This window comes from Amycolatopsis sp. NPDC024027 (assembly GCF_040638975.1).
Taxonomy (GTDB): domain Bacteria; phylum Actinomycetota; class Actinomycetes; order Mycobacteriales; family Pseudonocardiaceae; genus Amycolatopsis.
The window spans coordinates 335514-351248 of the sequence record NZ_JBEZYY010000003.1; the positions used below are offsets into that span (position 1 = coordinate 335514).

Consider the following 15735-nt stretch of genomic DNA (forward strand, 5'->3'; position numbering starts at 1 on the left):
GCCGCCGTGTCCGCGCGCTTCCGCTGTCTTGTCCCGGTCGTGTCGCAAGAACCGGCCCGGCCGGCGCGGATTGTCCATACTGGACGGGTGGCGGCGATTCTGCTGATCGAAGACGACCCCTTGGTCCGGCGCGGGCTCGAGCTCGCGCTGGGCAGGCACGGCCACGACGTCCGCACGGCGGAGACCGGCGAGGAGGGCCTGCGCCAGTTCCGCTCGGCCCCGCCGGACCTGGTGGTGCTCGACCTGATGCTGCCGGGCATCGACGGGTTCGAGGTCTGCCGCGGCATCCGGGCCGCCGGCTCGGTACCGGTGATCATGCTGACCGCGCGTGGCGACGACTTCGACGTCGTCGGCGGCTTGGCGGCGGGCGCGGACGACTACGTCGTCAAACCGGCGCGGCCCACCGTGATCGACGCGCGGATCCGCGCGGTGCTGCGCCGCGGCACGAGCTCCCCGGACGGCGTGCGGGTGCACCGCGACCTGCGCATCGACACCACGTCGCTGACGGTGTCGTCGCGCGGCGAGCCGGTCTCCCTGACGCCGACCGAGCTGCGGCTGCTGCTGACGTTGTCGCGGGCCCCCGGCCGGGTGTTCAGCCGGCAGCAGCTGTTGGAAGAGGTGTGGGAGCACGACTACCTCGGCGACTCCCGGCTGGTCGACAACTGCGTGCAGCGGCTGCGGGCGAAGATCGAGGCCGATCCGGCGGCGCCGCAGTACGTGCAGACCGTGCGCGGGTTCGGCTACCGGTTCGGACCGGTGTGAGGACCGGCTCGCCGGAGTCCGGGCACCGGCCGAGGCGGCTCCGGCCGCGCGGCCTGCGCGCCCGGCTGCTCGTCGCGTTCGTGCTGGTGACCGTGCTCGGCGCCGCCGCGGCGGCTTGGTCGAGCGCGGGATCGGCGAGCGCCGCGCTGGTCACCTCGACGCAGCAGCGGATCACCGAGGGCATCGCCGGCCGGCTCGGTGCGATCACCCCGTTGCTCACCTATCCGCCGGACCAGGACGCGCTCGACCGGCTGCGCACGGCCGCCGGGGGGAACACCGTGGTGGCCTACCGGGACCTGCGGTCCTCGGCCGGCACCGATCTGGTCCCCGACACGCTGCGCGCCGCCGTGCGCAGCCGGAACCGGCTCGTCACGCAGCGGATCACGGCCGGAAGCCGGCCGTGGCTGGTGGTCGGCACGCCCATCACGATCACCGCGCCGGACGGGGCACGCACCCCGTCCGGCATCGAGGTGTACTCCGCGCACGACCTGAGCGACGTCGAACGGCAGATCGACGGCCTCACCCGGTCCGCGACCACCACCGCCGCCCTCGCGCTGCCGCTGGCGGTGCTGCTGGCGTTGCTGGCCGCGGGCAGCGTGCTGCGCCCGGTGCGCGATCTCCGCGACACGGCCCGCCGGCTGGCCGGCGGCGACCTCGACGCGCGGTCGCCGCCCCAGGGCGCCGACGAGCTGGCCGAACTGACCGTCACCGTCAACGAAATGGCCGAGTCGGTGCAGACGTCGATGCGGGCGATGGCCCGGATGCAGGCGGACGCCCGGAGGTTCGCCGCCGACGTCTCGCACGAGCTGCGCACCCCGCTGAGCACGCTGACGGCCGTCGTGGAGGTCCTGGCGACCACGGCGGACGGGATGGAGGCCGACGCCCGGGAGTCCGCGCAGCTGGCGATCGTCGAGACGCACCGGCTGGTCCGGCTCGTCGAGGACCTGATGGAGGTGGCCCGCTTGGACGCCGGCACCGCGCAGCTGCGGGTGGAGGAGGTCGACGTGGCCGGTGCCGTGCGGGACTGTCTCCGTGCCCGCGGCTGGCTGGACCGGGTCGAGGTGGTGGCACCGGACGGGCTCCTGCTGCGGGTGGACCGGCGCCGGCTGGACGTCATCGTGGCCAACCTGGTCGGCAACGCGCTGCGGCACGGAGCGCCGCCGGTGCGGGTGGTCGTTTCGGAGTCCGGCGAGCGGATGCGGATCGAAGTCACCGACCGCGGGCCGGGCCTGCCGGCGGACGTGGTGCCGCGCGTGTTCGACCGCTTCTACAAGGCCGACGCCGCGCGCACCCGCACCCCGGGCAGCGGGCTCGGGCTGGCGATCGCGCTGGAGAACGCCCGCCTGCACGGCGGCGAGCTCACCGCGGGCAACGCCGGCGGCGGCGGTGCGCGGTTCGTGCTGTCCCTGCCGCGGAACGGGGAGGAGCCGTGAAGCGGATCTGGTGGGCGGCAACGGCTTTCCTGCTCGCGGGCTGCGGGGTCCAGCCCGCCGAGGTGGCCGACGGGGGCGAGGCTCCGACGGGCGTGGCGCCGGGGATGACGCTGTACCTCATCGACGCGCAGGAGCAGCTCCGGCCGGAGCTGCGGCCGACCGGTCACCTGGGGTCGATCTCCGATGCGCTGGCGCTGCTGCTGAGCGTGCCCAGCGGTTCGGACCTGCACACGGAGATCGCGCCGACGCCGGTGACGAGGGTGGTCGTGACGCCCACGACCGGCGTGCTCCAGCTGTCGGTGCCGCTGACGATCCACGACGTGACCCCGCTGGGCATCGACCAGATCGTGTGCACGGCACTGGGCGCCCACGTCCAGGCCGGCGGGGACCGGAGCACGAAGGTGCAGGTCCGCTTCGTGCAGCCCACCCCGGAGTCGGACCAGGCGCGGAGCTGCCCGCTGATCACAGCCCGGTGATGTCGACGACGACCGGGGCCGGGGCGGGCAGCACCACCCACAGCACGGCCAGCCCCGCCATGACCGCGGTGAACGCCAGCAGCCCGCTCCGGCCCCTGGCCCACCGCGCCCGGAACCGGATCGGGTCCTCGACCAGGTACTTCGACAGCGTGGCCAAGCCGAGGGACACCGCGAGCACCGCCAGCGTGCGGGGCAGGCCGTCGAGCCCGGTGCGCTCCGGGGAAAGCAGCACGAACACGGGCCAGTGCCACAGGTACAGGCTGTAGGAGATCAGCCCGCACCACCGCAGGGGCGGCCAGGCCAGGCCGGTCGCCACCCACGTTCGCGGCGCCGGCACGCACAGCCCGATCAGCAGCGCGGCGGCCAGCGAGTGCGCGAACAGCCCGCCGGTGAACAGCCACCGCGAGGTCGTCCCGTCGGCCAGCGACCACAAGATCGCGATGCCCGCCATGAGCAACGCCGCCGCGGCGCCCGCCCACCGGACGGCCGCGCGGGCCAGCGCCGCCCGCACCGGGCCGGTGGCGACGAGCGCGCCCAGCAGCAAGGAAAACGCCCGGGTGTCGGTGCCGGTGTAGACGCGGCTCGGATCGCCCGCGCCGGCGAGCGTGACCATCAGCGCCAGCGAACCGATCGAGGCCGTGGCCGCGACCACCGCGACCCAGGTGTCGGGCCGTTTCGCGAATCGGGCGACGACCAGCAGGACCGGCGGCCACAGCAGGTAGAACTGCTCCTCGACGGCGATGCTCCACAGGTGTTCGAAGACCCGCTGCGACCCGAAGCGGTCCCAGTAGCCCGCCGACTCCGCGAGCAGGTGCCAGTTGAGCAGGTTCAGCTGCACCCACGGGCCGTCGTCCAGGGTCGTCCGCACCAGGTCCGGCGGTCCGGCCGCCCACACCAGCACGGTGACCCCGGCGAGCATCGTCACCAGCGCGGGCAGCAGCCGGCGGATCCGGCGGCCCCAGAACGCGACCAGTGACACCGCGCCGGTCGCCTCGACCTCCCGCAGCAGCAGCTCGGTGATGAGGTAACCGGAGAGGGTGAAGAACAGGTCCACGCCGAGGAAACCGCCGGGCAGGTGGCCGGTGTGGAACGCCAGCACCCCGAGGATCGCGATCCCGCGCAACCCGTCCAACGCGGGCAGCCGCGGCTTGCGTCCCGTGGTGAACGGAACGGCTTCGGCGGGGTGGGCTCGGTTCATGACGCCGACGGTGCCGGGTCCGTGTCGGCAGGCGGTCCCGGTGCCGTCGCAGTCCGGTCGCAGCCGGCGCGGTCACCGGTCGCGATACGATGGCCCGATACGGTGGGGAGGCGGCATGGCGGAGGAGCCCTTGCCGGGGGTGGACCTGGAGCATCCCAGCGTGGCCCGGGTCTACGACTGGTATCTCGGCGGCACGGCCAACTGGGCGATCGATCGTGAGTTCGGCAAGAAGGTCCTGACGACGTTCCCGGCCGGGATGTACTGCGCCCGGGCCAACCGCGCCTTCCTGCACCGCGCGGTGCGGCACCTGGTGGCCCGGGGCGTGCGGCAGTTCGTCGACATCGGCTCCGGTGTTCCCACGATGGGCAACGTGCACCAGATCGCCGACGAGGTCGCGCCGGACTCCCGGGTCGTCTACATCGACTACGAACCCGTCGCGGTCGCGCACTCCCGGATCTTGCTGGAGCAGCACGGCGATCCCGCCCGCCACGCGGTGATCCACGGCGATCTGCGTGATCCCGACGGCGTCTGGGACGCCGTCGCCCAGACCGGTGTGATCGACCTCGACCAGCCGCTGGCCCTGCTGGTCACCGCGGTGCTGCACGTTCAGCAGACCGGGCCCGACGGCCGGGACGTGGGTCCGGAAGCCATTGCGCAGTACCGGGACCTGCTGCCGGCGGGCTCGTACCTGGTGCTGTCCCAGATCACCCACGAGGGACTGCCCGAGGAGATCGCGGCCCAGCTGCACGCGATCATCCAGATGTACGACGACGACGTCAGCAAGCACGTGTTGCGGTCGAAGGCGGAGTTCGGTGCGCTGTTCGGCGACTTCACCCTGCTGGAGCCCGGCGTCACGTGGACGGCGTCCTGGCACCCCGAGGACAGTGGCCCCGACACGCCCGTGATCGACTTCGCGGACCCCAGCGAGTCCGTGATGCTGGCCGGAGTCGGGCACAAACCCTGACCCGGAAACGATAGGGTCCGGGGGTGAAGTATCCGGAACTGGAGGCGGCCGTCCTGGCGCTGGTCATCGCGGCCGGCGAGGAGAGCGCCGAGGCGTTCGGCGCCGCGACGATCACCCGGCTGCTCCGGGACGAGGTCGTGGCCGACGCGGGGCAGGACGAACTCACCGAAGACGCCTGGGCCGCGCTGACCCGCGCCCGCGAGTCGATCTTGACCCTCGACGCCGGAGAACTGCAGACCTTGATCGCCCGGATCGACGAGGGAATCCTCGTGGACGACGACCTGGATCGCGGAATCGTCGCCGCGCTGACCGCGCTCATGCACTGGAGCAGCTACCTCGGGGGCCGGCGGCGAGGCGAGCTCTACGAACTGGCCATCCGCTCGATCGAGGACGTCGACTTCCAGGTGAACGCCGATCTCGACGACGTGCTCGCCACCCCGGAGATGTCCGCGGAGTACGAACGGATTCAGCGGCTCCTCACCGCCTAGCCAGAAAGCGCTACCTCCGAGCCAGGCTGTGCGTGAACGGGCCGCGGAGCCAGGCGTCGACCTGCCGCTGTCCGCTCAGCCGGACGATCACCAGGCTCCGGTGCCGGTTCTCGGCGATCACCTGGCGGACCCGCGCGCGCGTCACCGGGTGCCGCCGCCACGACTCCCGGACGATGTGGCCGGGATCGGTGAAGAAGGTGCGCAGCGGCGACTCGACGTTGCCGCCCGCGATCGCGGTTCCGTGCCCGAGCCGCCTCTTGACCGTCCGGAACGCCGTCCGCGCGACAACGTAGGGCCGCGGGTGGTCGAGCCAGACCAGGATCTGGGTGCGGGCGGTCATCGCCTCCCGGACGTCTTCGCCCTGCCATTCGATCGCCCACGCGGGCTTTTCGAGAAAGGCCAGCACGTCCTCGCGCCAGGTGGGCCGGACCGTCCAGCCCGGCGCGTGGTAGAAGGATTCGAACTCGACGAACGGCAGGCCCAGCCGCGCGCAGAGCGTCCGTGCGAGCGTCGTTTTGCCCGCGCCGGGGGCGCCGGCGACCGCGATGCGCCGGACCGGCTCGGCCGGGAGCGGGTCACGGGGGCCGAGGACCCTCATCGCGGGAGGCCGGGCTGCGGACACCGGCCGACCCTAGAGGTCGCCAGGACCCACCCGCCAACGGTTTTCGAAGCCGTAGAGTGCCGCCATGCCCGCCGACAGCGAGTACAGCCGGTTCCTCGACGAACTGCTCCCCGAACTCGAGTTGTCGCTGAGCGAGCGCAAAACCGCCGAAGCGGTGCTGGAGCGGCTCCGCGCCCACTACGCGGGAATGCCCGCGCCCGGCCGGGAACCGGGCCGGGTCGCCGTCATCGCCCTCGATCCCTGGCGCGACTGGTCCGCCGAGGTGAAGAGCGCGGTGCTGGTCGCGGACCTGGTGATCTGCGACGACCCGCTGCTGTACGTGCAGGACCACATCGAGCGGTTCGCCCACTTCTACCGGCGGACCTTCGGCAGGCAAACCGGCACCCGGCTGCTGGCCCACCTGGCGACGCAGCTCGAACGGATGTGGGACGTGCTGCCGCTGGTGCGGGCCGGGCTCGTCGTGTTCCGGCCGCTGCGCACGGCGGCCGAGGAGACCGTGACCGCGGTGGAGCGCGCGGTCACCGACCACCTCGGCGACCACCTGGAGATGCTCGGCTACGACGTGCTCGGCTACCCGCAGTGGGTCGAATACCGGCTGCCGTTGCTGGCCGAGCACGCGAAGATCGAGCTGGATCGTGAACTGTGGACGGAATTCGGCATGGGGCCGGCCGAGATAGCCCGCTTCACCGTCGAGCCGCGGCTGACCTTGCAGTCCCTGACCACGTGGAACGGGCTGCTGCACGCGGAAGCCGTCGAGGGGACGTTCTGGAGCACGTCCGACGCGTACTGGCGGCTGGCCCGGGACGCGATGAACGGCCTGCACCCCGGGACGAGGCTGCTGTCCTTCGTCGACACGTTCACCCGGCCGGTCCTGGAAGAGGTGCCGACGCGGGACCTGCTCGCGATCCGGGGGAACGACGAGGCGTTCGACGCCTTCCGGCGGCACCTCGCGCTGACCGAAGACCTGTTCGGCTCCGATCCGGACGAGGAGCGGTTCCCCGCCGACGTCGCCCGGATCTTCGACGAGGTGTTCCGGCCGAACATCCGTGTCATCGAGAAGGCCATGCGGCGCAACACTTTGCTGCGTGACCTGCCCTTCGTCCTGGCCACGGCGGGCTTCGCCGTGGCCGGTGGGGTGGCGAGCGCCGCACCACCGGCGGCGACGATCTTCGGTGCCCTGTCGAGCCTCCTGGGCTTCGGTCCCGCGGTCCGGGACGGCCTGCGCCGGGAAGGCAAGGTGCAGCAGGAGCCGGCGTTCGTGTTCTGGAAGCTCGGCGTACCCGGCACGTCCCCGGCCTGAGTCAGAGCAGCCCGGCGGTGGCCGCCTGGGCGGCGGCCGCCGCTCGCGACGACACGCCCAGCTTGCCGCGGATGTTCGACACGTGGCGGTGCGCGGTGTGGGCGCTGATCCCGAGCCGGCGCGCGATCTCCTGGTCGCTCAACCCCTGCGCGACCAGGCGCAGCACATCGAGTTCGCGTGCGGAGAGCCCGTGGCGCGGCGAACCGGCCCGGCGGGCGGACCGGCCGGCGCCGAGGAACTCCCGCACGGCGCGGACGAGCCCGTCCACGTCCCCGCGCCAGGGCAGGTGGTCGGTGCCGTCGAGCGGGACGAAACCGGCGCCGGGGATGCGGGCGGCGACGTCCTGCCCCAGGGCGAACGGGATCGCGCGGTCGTCGCGGCGGTGCAGGACGAGCGTCGGCACCTCGATCTTGCCCAGCTCGTCTCGGACGTCGAACGCGTACACCGCCGCGAGCGAGCGCGCCGCTTTCTCCGCGGTGAGGCTCGCGCGCTGGAACCGGACGAACTCGTCGCGTTCCGCCGGGGTCGCGGTCGGCAGGAACAGGTCGGCGAGCACCCGGGACCCCACGCCCCAGTGCCGTCCGACGACCGCCAGCACGGAATCGCGGGCTTCCGCCGTGGCGATCTCGGCGCCGCGCGCGTAGCTGCCGTAGAGGACGAGCCGCTCCACGCGGTCGGGGTGGGCGGCCGCGTACGCCATCGCCGCGCAGCCGCCGGACGATCCGCCGAACAGGCTCACCTTCTCCCCGGCGGCGTCGACGACGGCGCTCAACGCGGCCACCTCGTCCGCGAGCGAGGTGACCAGCGGCCCGGCGGCGTCGGACATGCCGACGCCGGGCCGGTCGTAGCGGACGAGGGTGAACCGGTCGCCGAGCAGGCCGGCGAACCGGCGGAACAGCGGGTTCCGCCAGTCCAGTTCGAGGTGCCCGCACCACCAGCCGCCGACGACCAGCGGCGGCCCCGCACCGACGGTGGCCCAGGCGAGGGTGCGCTCGTCGGGGCCACCCGTGAACCGCACGACCTGGTCTTGTCCCGGCATGCCCCGAGCGTAGGCCGTGGCCCCGGCCCGCGTGGCCCGTTCCGGCCAGCCACCGCAATGGCACGAGCGGGGGATGCGGCGGGCGGCCGGTGGCTGATGTGCTGCGTCGCATCGGCGGTGTGGAGGAGGAACGATGACCGGAGGGGACAGCGTGGGGGCACGGGACGGGCTCTGGGACCGGTTCGGGGCGGCACTGTACGAGCCGTTCCTGCGCCGGGGGGAGCGGCTCGGCTTGGCGGAGCGGCGCGGGGAACTGCTGCGGCGCGCGCACGGCCACGTGGTCGAGATCGGGGCGGGGACCGGGCTCAACGTCGGGCACTACCCCGCGACGGCGGAGGTCGTGCTGACCGAGCCCGTCCCGGCGATGTACCGGCGACTCGAAAAGCGCGTGGCGGGCCACGCCGGGATGCGGCCGGTGCAGGCCCCGGCGGACGCGCTGCCGATGGCGGACGCCAGCGTCGACACGATCGTGTCGACGCTGGTCCTCTGCACGGTGCCCGACGTCGATCGGGTGCTGGCCGAGCTCGCGCGGGTGCTGCGGCCCGGTGGGCGGCTGCTGTTCTGCGAGCACGTGCGCGCCGAGGAACCGCGGTTGGCGCGCCGGCAGACGCGGCTGGCGGGCCCCTGGGCGGCGTTCGCGCAGGGCTGCCGGTGCGATCGCGACACCATCGCGCTTCTCAAGCAGCGGTTCGACATCGAGGACCTGAGCACCGCGCGGTGGCGGGGGATGCCTTCGGTGGTGCACCCGCTGGTCATCGGGACGGCGACCCCGGCCCGATGACGCCGTCGGCGAGTCAGCCGTCCCGGGCGGCTCCCATGAGGGTGTCGGTGGCCCACCGGTAGTCCGGTTTGCCGGAGGGGGAGCGTTCGATGCGGGGGACGACGCAGGTCAGCCGGGGGAGCTTGTAGCGGGCGATCAGCGGGGCGAGGTGGGCTTCGAGGTCTTCGCGGCTCACCTCGTCCGCCGCCGGGTCGAGCTGGAGCACCGCCGCGACCTGCTGGCCCCAGCGCGGGTCGGGGATGCCCGCGACGACGGCGTCGGCGACCGAGGGGTGGGACTTGAGGGCGGCTTCGACCTCTTCGGGGTGGATCTTCTCGCCGCCGGAGTTGATGCAGATCGAGCCGCGGCCGAGGAAACAGACCTTGCCGTCGGTGTCCACTGTGGCCTGGTCGCCGGTCAGGGCCCAGCGGACGCCGTTGGCTTCGACGAACGTGCGGGCCGTCTTTTCGGGGTCGCCGTAGTAGCCGAGGGCGATGTGGCCGCGGCGGGCCACCTGGCCCACGACCCCGCTGCCGGGGGTGACCGGCCGGAGCGCGTCGTCGAGGACGGTGGTGGTCTCGTTGACGGTGAAGGACCGGCTTTCGTCCACGCCGGCTCCACTGTGGCCGGTCTCGGTGGAGCCGAAACTGTCCACGATGAACAGCTCGGGCAGGTGCGCGCACAACCGGTCGCGGACCTGCCGGGTGAGCAGCGCGCCCGCGCTGGCGATGATCTTCAGCGTCGGCAGGGGCCGGGGCGCCGCGTCGAGGGCTTCGATGAGCGGCATCGCCATCGCGTCGCCGACGATCATCATCGTCTGGCAGCCCTGTTCCTCGATGAGGCGCAGGGCCGGTTCGCCGGCGTACTTGCGGATCAGGCAGACCTTGCTGCCGCCCAGGAAACTGATGAACGAGGCCAGCACGGAGGTGCCGTGCATGAGCGGCGGGGCGGTGAACATCACCAGCGGGTCGGCCGCGGCCGCGCGGGGGCCGGCTTCCTCGGGCTTCGTGAGGCCGGCGGTGCCGGCGGTCATGCCGCCGAAGAGCAGGTCGACGTGGCGCCACACGACACCCTTGGGCAGGCCGGTGGTGCCGCCGGTGTAGATGATCAGCCGGTCGTCGGCGGACCGCGCCGGGAACCCGCCGCGGTCGTCGGGCTGGGCGGCCAGCGCTTCCTCGTACCGCTGGGCGCCGGGCCCGGTTTCGCCGGTGCCGACCGCCAGCAGGTGCCGCAGCCGGGGCACGTCCGGCAGGACGGCGGCCACCCGGTCGGCGAACTCGGTGTCGTACACCAGCCCGGCGAGGTCGGCGTTGTCGTAGAGGTAGCGCAGCTCGTCGCGGACGTACCGGAAGTTCACGTTGATCGGCACCGCGCGGATCTTCAGCAGTCCCAGCAGGGTTTCGAGGTATTCCGGGCCGTTCATCAGGTGGCACCCGACGTGGTCGCCCGCCCCGACGCCGGCCGCGGCGAAGTGGTGGGCGAGCCGGTTGGCGCGCCGGTCCAGCTCCCGGTAGGTGAGGGTCCGGCCCGCGCAGTACACGGCTTCCCGGTCGGGGACGGCGTCGGCGATGTCCTCGAAGAGGTCGGCCAGGTTGAACTCCATCACGCCTCCCGCAGGTGCGCGGCGGTGGTGCCGCCGAGGGGGAGGGCGGGCAGGCCGAGCTTGCGGTGGTCCCAGGACCGGGTCCGCTCGGCGTCGAGCCGCACGGCGACCCGCTTGGCCAGCATGAACTCGACCATCGGGCGGGTTTCTTCGGTGTAGGGACCGTTGTACCGCTCCCAGATGTTCACGCCGACGGCCCACAGCGCGTCGGCGTCGTCGACGATCTCGGCGCGGCCTTCGAGGGCGACTCCGCGCAGCGTGTCGTAGGTGTCGCCGGTCTCGACCATGACGGTGACCCGGGCGTCGCGGCGCAGGTTCGCGGCCTTCTGCGACTTGGCCTTGGTCTCGAACCAGAGCACGCCGTCGAGCACGGCGTACCACATCGCGACCAGATGGGGCTGCCCCGACGGTGCGATCGTCGCGAGGGTCGCGACCCGCTGCTCCGTCAAGAACCCGGTGATCTCCGCCGCGGCCATGACGATCTGCCCGCGCTGGTGCACGCCCATGAGAGCCCCTTTGCTCCTCGATGAGACTGTACCTTTTCTGAGACATAGTCCAGAATGAGATTATGTCTCAGAGTGAACCGGAAAGCCTCGCGGTCCGCAAGAGGCGGGCGACGAACGCGCGGATCGCCGCGTCGGCGGCCCGGCTGGCCGGCCGGCACGGGGTCGGCGGCACGACGGTGGACCAGATCGCGGCGGACGCCGAAGTCGCGCGCGCGACCTTCTTCCGTTACTACGACACCAAGGAAAGCGCGGTCGCCGAAGGCATCACCGGGCCGTGGCTCACGCTGGTCACCGGAGCGATCGCCCGCCAGCCGGGCGACCTGCCGGCGAAGGGCACCCTCGTGACGGCGTTCGGTGAGCTCGCGGCCGAGTTCCCGGCGCACGCCGGCCAGATCCGGGAGCTGGCCCGGCTCACCCGCTCGTCGACGACGCTCGCCGCGTGGACCGCCCAGGCCTACCAGCGCTACGAGCACGCCATCGCCGAGCTGCTGACCCCGCGCTTCGGCGAGCTCCCCGCCCACGACCCGAAGCCGCGCCTGCTGGCGGCACTGGCGATGGCCGCGGTCCGCCTCTCCCTCGACGACTGGATCGACCACGGCGGCGAGCTGCCGGACCTCATCCGCCGCGCGCTCGACGCGATCTCCGTCGAGTAGCGCCACTCCGATCACTAGCCGATTCGTCGCGAGGGCAGGTCACCGCAAGGAGTTCAGGAACTCCGCGCCGAAGTCGTGGTCGTCATCGTCATCGTCGTCGTCCGGAGCCGGCTGCGTCAGGTCGAGCGCCGCGAGTGCGGCGATCTCCGCCCGCGTCCGGGCTTCGGCCCCGTCGACATCCGCCTGTCGTTCGGCTTCGGGGAGGGCGTTCCACGCGTCGATCTCCGCGTGTGCCGTCCGGAGGGTCTTTTCGCTCAGGTACGACCGGTAGAGCAGGTCCTCCGGCTTCGCCCGGCCGGCCAGGACGTCGCGAGCGAAGTCGGCCAGGTCGCCGTCGCCGCCAGCCAGCAGGGTCAGCTGGTTGTGCCGCGCGCGCCGGCCCTGTTCGGTGCGCCACGGTGAGATCTCCACGTCAGGTCCCCGGGTGCTTGTAGGGCTCGCCGGGCCAGGACTGGACGGCGACTTCGCCGTTGCCCGCCACCAGCTCGGACACCGACGCGACCGTGTGCGCCAGCGCGGTGAGCGTGTCGATGGCGCCGCGCAGCGGGGTGGCCTCGGCCAGGATGCCGGCGATGGCCTGGCGCACGGACTCGCCGTCGCTGAGACCGACGATGCCGAGCAGGGCCAGTTCCAGGGCCTTCCCGATCTTCAGCACCTTGCTGAGCGCCGCGTCCAGCAGGGACTCGAGGGCGATGTCGAGGGCCTGCATGGCGTCGTAGGCCGCGCGGGCGAAGTTCTTGATCTTCCAGCCGGCGTCCGTGCAGAACTTGGCGTGCGCGGCGCAGGCGTACGAATAGTCGGTGAGCCAGGCGCGCGCCGCTTCCCCGGCGTGCCCGGTCCAGCGCTCCTGGATGCCGAGCCGGCCGCGGTCGATGTTCTGCTTGATCTTGCCGAACGCGAGCCCGGTGTCCTCGAACACCATGCCCTGGCGCAGCAGCAGGTCCCAGTCGCCGGTCACCAGCTTCTCGACCACCGTCAGCAGGTCGATTCCGACGATCTTCGTCAGCAGCCCGCGCACCGGCCCGGAGATCGAGGCCCCGCCCGCGATCTTGTCGGCGATCTTCTGGAGCTCGATGTTCCAGCCGCCGAACGCGTCCTCGGCCGGGTCGAGCGACCCCGGGTACGGCTCGAGGGTCCGGGGGTTGAGGGACGCGTTGTCGAAGTCGGTGAAGGCCGCGGCGGTTTCCGGGGAGACGACGTCGTCGGCGGCGATCCGCTCGGAGTGCGCGTCCGGGTAGGACCGGTCGGCCTTCGCCGCGGCCTCGTGGTCGGTCTCGCGGTACAGCTTGGCCACGGCCACGAGCGCGGTGTCGAAGGCGTCGGCCAGCGATTCGGCCTTGCGGTCGTTGGCGAGGCAGAGGGCCTGCCACTGGTCGAGCGGCTGGGCGAGGAGGTTGACCAGCAGCCCTTCGCCCAGCTCGTTCGGGCCGTCGGTGGCCGCCGCGTAGAGGCCGGCCGCGGAGCCCGCCCGCCCCGCGAGCGCGCCGAGCTTCCGGATCGCGTCCGGGTCGGCCTGGAAATCGGTGTTGATGGTCGTTCCTCCGGGTTGCGTGTTCGGGTGCGGTGTCCACGCCCGACCAGCCGGACCGGTTTAGTGCCGGTGCCCCGGGTGCCACCGATCGCCGCCGTGCCCGCGGATCTCCGGACGCGGCGCCCGCCGATCTTCCCGGACGGCGCTCATGGCCGGCATCGTCTCGCTGCTCAGCGTGAGCGCGCGACAGCTGTCACTCGATCGAGTGGCCGACGTCGTGCGGCCGCTCACCGCCACCAGGGGCGATGGCGCTGGGCCGCCACCACGGCGGCCGGCTCGACGAGTTCGGCGAGCCGGGCGGAGATGTGCTTGATGTGCTCGTGGACCCACAGTGCGCAGGCGAGGTCGCGCACCGAGGCGCCGGGCTGCTGGAGGAGGTCCGGGAAGGCGGGCGGGGCGAGCATGGGGACGTCGCCGTGGTCGGTGCGGTCCAGGCGGGAGGCCAGGTGGTCGTACCAGGCGGCGAGCTGGCCCGCCTGGTCGCCGAGGAGCCGGCGGAACGGGTCCGGGTCGACGTGGGGGTTCGGGAGCCCGGCCAGCGAGTGCGCGGTGAGCCGTGAGCGGACCGTCCCCATGACCAGCCGCCACAGGTCGGGCTTCGGGACGTGCTTGGTGCCCTGCTCGCTGAGGAAGCCGCGGAGTGCGTCGTCGAGGCGGGCTCCGGCCGCGGTCGCCGCGGCGGGGGAGGGCGGGTCGTGGCGGAGGCCGAGCGCCCAGTTCGTGGCCGCCGACAGGTACGCGCCGCCGGCGCGGAACGCGTCGGCCAGGTCGTCGGCGACCACGGCCCTGGCGCCGCGGGGCCAGAACAGCGCGCCCACGACCAGGCACACCGCGCAGCCGATCGCGACGTCCTCGATCCGCACGACGCCGATCTGCCAGCCGGCCGGCGCGAGCAGGTTGAACAGCACCGAGACCGTCACGGTGAAGGCCGCCTGGCCGGCGGTGAAGGGCAGCGCGCCCGGCGCGTAGCCGGCGACCAGCACCGCGATCGGCAGGGCGATCCACAGCGCGGGTGCGCTGGTGCCGATGACCAGCAGCAGCAACGCGCCGACGACGACGCCGAGTGCGGTGCCGATCAGCGCCCGCAGCGCGGTCGACCCGGTCGCCGCCGCGTTGCCGCGCAGCACGGACAACGTGCCCAGCACCACCCAGAACCCGTGCTCGACGCCGCTCGCCCCGGCGACGACGACCGCCGCGGTCAGGGCCACCGCGCCGCGGAGGCTGTTGACGAACCACACCGACCGCAGGCTCGTGTGCGGCGAAGCGACCCGGGCCAGCGAGGCCACGGAGCGCCCGCCGGGAAGGCGGGTTCGCCGGCCGTCGGGCACCGCGGCGCGGGCTTCGGTCACCGCCTCACGGACGGCGAACGCGCCGGTGCGGGCGTGGAAGGACAGGTGCACCGCGTCGACGTAGCCGGGATCGCCGGATCCCAGCGCGCGCAGCCGTTCCACGCTCGCCTGGACCCGGCGGTCCAGCTCGCCGGCGTCGAAGGCGCCGGGTTGACCGGCCAGCAGCCGGGAAACCTCGCGCAGGCCGGCGCTGGTCTCGGTGAGCAGCTGCCGTTCGACCTCGGGTGCGCCGCTCAGGTCCGGGTACTCGCGCGTGGTGTCGGCGATGACCGAAGCGCACCATTCGAGCAGGCCCACCAGGGTGTCGAGGGCCTGGTCTTCGGCGGCCAGCCCGGTGGGGCGGTAGGGCGTCGCGGTGAACTCGTCGATCAGGTGGTGCTTGGCTTCGACCGCCGCCTCGTGCGCCGTGGCCACGTCCGCGTCGCCGCGCAGGGCCGCGTCCAGGTGGTCGGCCAGCGCGCCGGCCGCCCGCGCCGCCGCGTCCCGCAGGGCGGTGGCGGGGGACCGGGGCGACAGCAGCAGGACGGCCGCGGTGCCGACCACCGAGGCCAGCCACCAGCCGCCGAGGCGGGCCGGCACCATGCTCATCGTGCCGGGGGAGGCGGCCGGGAGGACGTAGGCGAGCAGCGCGGCGACGCCCCCGGCGGCCGCGTTCGGTCCCGCGACGCCGCCGAAGAGCACCAGGAAGGTGACGACGAGCGTGACGACCGCCGCCAGTGGCAGCGACGCGCTGGCGGCGGTGCCGATGACCAGCAGGACGCTGCCCGTGACCGCGAGTCCGAAGTGGGCGCGCAGCTTGTCCCGCCGGCCGCCGCCGAACGACACCATGACCAACGTGGCGAACCCGCCGAAGGCGGCGAACGTCGCCACCTGGAGGTCGCCGATCACCGTGATGCTGAACGCGAAGAGGACGGGGACCACCAGGGTGGCGCGGACGGCGCGCAGGGCGGCGCTCGCCGACCACCGCGGGATCCAGTCCCGGGGCGCGGCCCGGCGGGTCTTCAGAGCGGGGGAGTCGATCGCCACCGGCCGAGCATAGACGCCGACGGCG

Annotated in this window: 16 protein-coding genes; 8 read left to right on the forward strand and 8 right to left on the reverse strand. The window is 73.1% G+C overall.

Translation table 11 applies throughout. The annotated features are described in order from the left end of the window. The first annotated feature begins 87 nt into the window (after positions 1–87). From AB0F52_RS10875 to AB0F52_RS10885, 3 genes are read left to right on the forward strand one after another with little or no spacing between them, the layout of a single operon-like run. Positions 88–762: a response regulator transcription factor gene (locus tag AB0F52_RS10875; RefSeq protein WP_360167668.1), complete on the forward strand. Its 675-nt coding sequence runs from the start codon at positions 88–90 to the stop codon at positions 760–762. After that, the gene (locus AB0F52_RS10880; protein WP_360167671.1) at positions 759–2195 is read left to right on the forward strand and encodes a HAMP domain-containing sensor histidine kinase; all 1437 of its coding nucleotides are present in this window, start codon (positions 759–761) and stop codon (positions 2193–2195) included. The genes AB0F52_RS10875 and AB0F52_RS10880 overlap by 4 nt, the downstream gene beginning before the upstream one ends. After that, on the forward strand, positions 2192–2671 hold the full coding sequence (locus AB0F52_RS10885) for a hypothetical protein (protein ID WP_360167674.1): 480 nt from the start codon (positions 2192–2194) through the stop codon (positions 2669–2671). The genes AB0F52_RS10880 and AB0F52_RS10885 overlap by 4 nt, the downstream gene beginning before the upstream one ends. Here AB0F52_RS10885 and AB0F52_RS10890 read toward each other — a convergent pair. Next, positions 2658–3869: an acyltransferase gene (locus tag AB0F52_RS10890; RefSeq protein ID WP_360167677.1), complete on the reverse strand. Its 1212-nt coding sequence runs from the start codon at positions 3867–3869 to the stop codon at positions 2658–2660. The two genes, AB0F52_RS10885 and AB0F52_RS10890, sit on opposite strands and share 14 nt — an antisense overlap. Before the next feature lie 115 nt (positions 3870–3984). On the opposite strand from AB0F52_RS10890, the gene AB0F52_RS10895 reads away from it, so the two are divergent. Then, positions 3985–4833, forward strand: coding sequence for an SAM-dependent methyltransferase (locus AB0F52_RS10895; protein WP_360167680.1), 849 nt, complete (start codon positions 3985–3987; stop codon positions 4831–4833). A gap of 23 nt (positions 4834–4856) precedes the next feature. Then, positions 4857–5321: a hypothetical protein gene (locus AB0F52_RS10900; RefSeq protein WP_360167683.1), complete on the forward strand. Its 465-nt coding sequence runs from the start codon at positions 4857–4859 to the stop codon at positions 5319–5321. Positions 5322–5331: 10 nt separating this feature from the next. Here AB0F52_RS10900 and AB0F52_RS10905 read toward each other — a convergent pair whose 3' ends face one another. Next, positions 5332–5919 carry an AAA family ATPase gene (locus AB0F52_RS10905; RefSeq protein ID WP_360167686.1) on the reverse strand — a complete coding sequence of 196 codons (588 nt, stop codon included), beginning with the start codon at positions 5917–5919 and terminating at the stop codon, positions 5332–5334. A gap of 88 nt (positions 5920–6007) precedes the next feature. Here AB0F52_RS10905 and AB0F52_RS10910 point away from each other — a divergent pair, with 88 nt between their 5' ends. Then, entirely contained in the window at positions 6008–7243 is a 1236-nt protein-coding gene (locus tag AB0F52_RS10910; RefSeq protein ID WP_360167689.1) for a hypothetical protein, read from the forward strand. A 1-nt stretch (position 7244) separates the two neighbouring features. Here the strand turns inward: AB0F52_RS10910 and AB0F52_RS10915 are convergent, their stop codons facing one another. Then, positions 7245–8282, reverse strand: coding sequence for an alpha/beta fold hydrolase (locus AB0F52_RS10915; protein ID WP_360167692.1), 1038 nt, complete (start codon positions 8280–8282; stop codon positions 7245–7247). A 133-nt stretch (positions 8283–8415) separates the two neighbouring features. Here AB0F52_RS10915 and AB0F52_RS10920 point away from each other — a divergent pair, with 133 nt between their 5' ends. Further along, positions 8416–9063, forward strand: a complete 648-nt coding sequence (locus tag AB0F52_RS10920; RefSeq protein WP_360167695.1) for a class I SAM-dependent methyltransferase — start codon at positions 8416–8418, stop codon at positions 9061–9063. A 13-nt stretch (positions 9064–9076) separates the two neighbouring features. On the opposite strand, the gene AB0F52_RS10925 is transcribed toward AB0F52_RS10920, so the two are convergent. After that, on the reverse strand, positions 9077–10645 hold the full coding sequence (locus AB0F52_RS10925; protein WP_360167698.1) for an acyl-CoA synthetase: 1569 nt from the start codon (positions 10643–10645) through the stop codon (positions 9077–9079). After that, complete coding sequence (locus AB0F52_RS10930) at positions 10645–11151, reverse strand: PPOX class F420-dependent oxidoreductase (protein ID WP_360167701.1); 507 nt, start codon at positions 11149–11151, stop codon at positions 10645–10647. Before AB0F52_RS10930 ends, AB0F52_RS10925 begins: the two co-directional genes overlap by 1 nt. A gap of 62 nt (positions 11152–11213) precedes the next feature. Here AB0F52_RS10930 and AB0F52_RS10935 point away from each other — a divergent pair, with 62 nt between their 5' ends. Beyond that, entirely contained in the window at positions 11214–11804 is a 591-nt protein-coding gene (locus AB0F52_RS10935) for a TetR family transcriptional regulator (RefSeq protein WP_360167703.1), read from the forward strand. A gap of 39 nt (positions 11805–11843) precedes the next feature. Here AB0F52_RS10935 and AB0F52_RS10940 read toward each other — a convergent pair whose 3' ends face one another. The 3 genes from AB0F52_RS10940 to AB0F52_RS10950 form a co-directional block, all read right to left on the reverse strand. After that, positions 11844–12215 carry a hypothetical protein gene (locus tag AB0F52_RS10940; protein WP_360167706.1) on the reverse strand — a complete coding sequence of 124 codons (372 nt, stop codon included), beginning with the start codon at positions 12213–12215 and terminating at the stop codon, positions 11844–11846. 1 nt (position 12216) lies between these two features. Further along, the gene (locus AB0F52_RS10945) at positions 12217–13098 is read right to left on the reverse strand and encodes a hypothetical protein (protein ID WP_360167709.1); all 882 of its coding nucleotides are present in this window, start codon (positions 13096–13098) and stop codon (positions 12217–12219) included. A 464-nt stretch (positions 13099–13562) separates the two neighbouring features. Then, the gene (locus AB0F52_RS10950) at positions 13563–15710 is read right to left on the reverse strand and encodes an FUSC family protein (RefSeq protein ID WP_360167712.1); all 2148 of its coding nucleotides are present in this window, start codon (positions 15708–15710) and stop codon (positions 13563–13565) included. Between the last annotated feature and the right edge of the window lie 25 nt (positions 15711–15735).

What these genes read in the sequence shown, in the direction of transcription:
- AB0F52_RS10890 (WP_360167677.1), bottom strand. Translation starts at nt 3,869, where the DNA reads ATGAACCGAGCCCACCCCGCCGAAGCCGTTCCGTTCACCACGGGACGC.
- AB0F52_RS10895 (WP_360167680.1), top strand. Translation starts at nt 3,985, where the DNA reads ATGGCGGAGGAGCCCTTGCCGGGGGTGGACCTGGAGCATCCCAGCGTG.
- AB0F52_RS10905 (WP_360167686.1), bottom strand. Translation starts at nt 5,919, where the DNA reads ATGAGGGTCCTCGGCCCCCGTGACCCGCTCCCGGCCGAGCCGGTCCGG.
- AB0F52_RS10910 (WP_360167689.1), top strand. Translation starts at nt 6,008, where the DNA reads ATGCCCGCCGACAGCGAGTACAGCCGGTTCCTCGACGAACTGCTCCCC.
- AB0F52_RS10915 (WP_360167692.1), bottom strand. Translation starts at nt 8,282, where the DNA reads ATGCCGGGACAAGACCAGGTCGTGCGGTTCACGGGTGGCCCCGACGAG.
- AB0F52_RS10920 (WP_360167695.1), top strand. Translation starts at nt 8,416, where the DNA reads ATGACCGGAGGGGACAGCGTGGGGGCACGGGACGGGCTCTGGGACCGG.
- AB0F52_RS10925 (WP_360167698.1), bottom strand. Translation starts at nt 10,645, where the DNA reads ATGGAGTTCAACCTGGCCGACCTCTTCGAGGACATCGCCGACGCCGTC.
- AB0F52_RS10930 (WP_360167701.1), bottom strand. Translation starts at nt 11,151, where the DNA reads ATGGGCGTGCACCAGCGCGGGCAGATCGTCATGGCCGCGGCGGAGATC.
- AB0F52_RS10935 (WP_360167703.1), top strand. Translation starts at nt 11,214, where the DNA reads ATGTCTCAGAGTGAACCGGAAAGCCTCGCGGTCCGCAAGAGGCGGGCG.